This is a genomic window from Paraburkholderia sp. J41 (assembly GCF_905220235.1).
Classification (GTDB): domain Bacteria; phylum Pseudomonadota; class Gammaproteobacteria; order Burkholderiales; family Burkholderiaceae; genus Paraburkholderia.
This window is the reverse complement of the sequence record NZ_CAJMZE010000101.1, coordinates 1-502: the sequence shown is the minus strand read 5'-3', so window position 1 is coordinate 502 and position 502 is coordinate 1. Positions and strand designations below refer to the sequence as shown.

The 502-nt window shown below is 63.9% G+C and carries 1 pseudogene; it reads right to left on the bottom strand.

What is annotated here, in order from left to right:
• Positions 1–502 (bottom strand): annotated as a pseudogene (locus U5805_RS31595) (adhesin); the annotation flags it as partial.

Sequence of the window (502 nt, the reverse complement as noted above, 5' to 3'; positions counted from 1 at the left end):
TCACGCGACCGTCCAGGTTCGTGACCGCGCCGGCCACGTTCGTGTACGTCTGCGTGCCGCCGTTCACCACGAAGGTCGGGGTCGAGATCGAACCGTCGCCGTTCACCGTCGAGCCGCCGCCAATCGCGTTGGCCGTCGAAGCCGCCACGTTGTACAGCTGCGAGCCGTTCACCGCGTCGAAGCTCAATGCGTTCACCGCACCATTCGCCACACCCGTCAGAACACGCGGGCCTGCCGTGCCCGTGAAGTCCACGATCGTGCCGCCCGTGTCCTTCGCAACGGTGATGTTGCCCGTCGTCGGGTCTTGCTGGACGAGGCCAATCGTGCCGTTGTTGATGTCGTTGGTGATGTTCTGGATGTCGTTGGTGTTCTGCGTCACACGACCGTCGATGTTGGTGATCGCGCCGGCCACACTCGTGTACGTCGTGCCGCCATTCACCACGAAGGTCGGGTTCGAGATCGAACCGTCGCTGTTCACCGTCGAGCCGCCGCCAATCGCGTT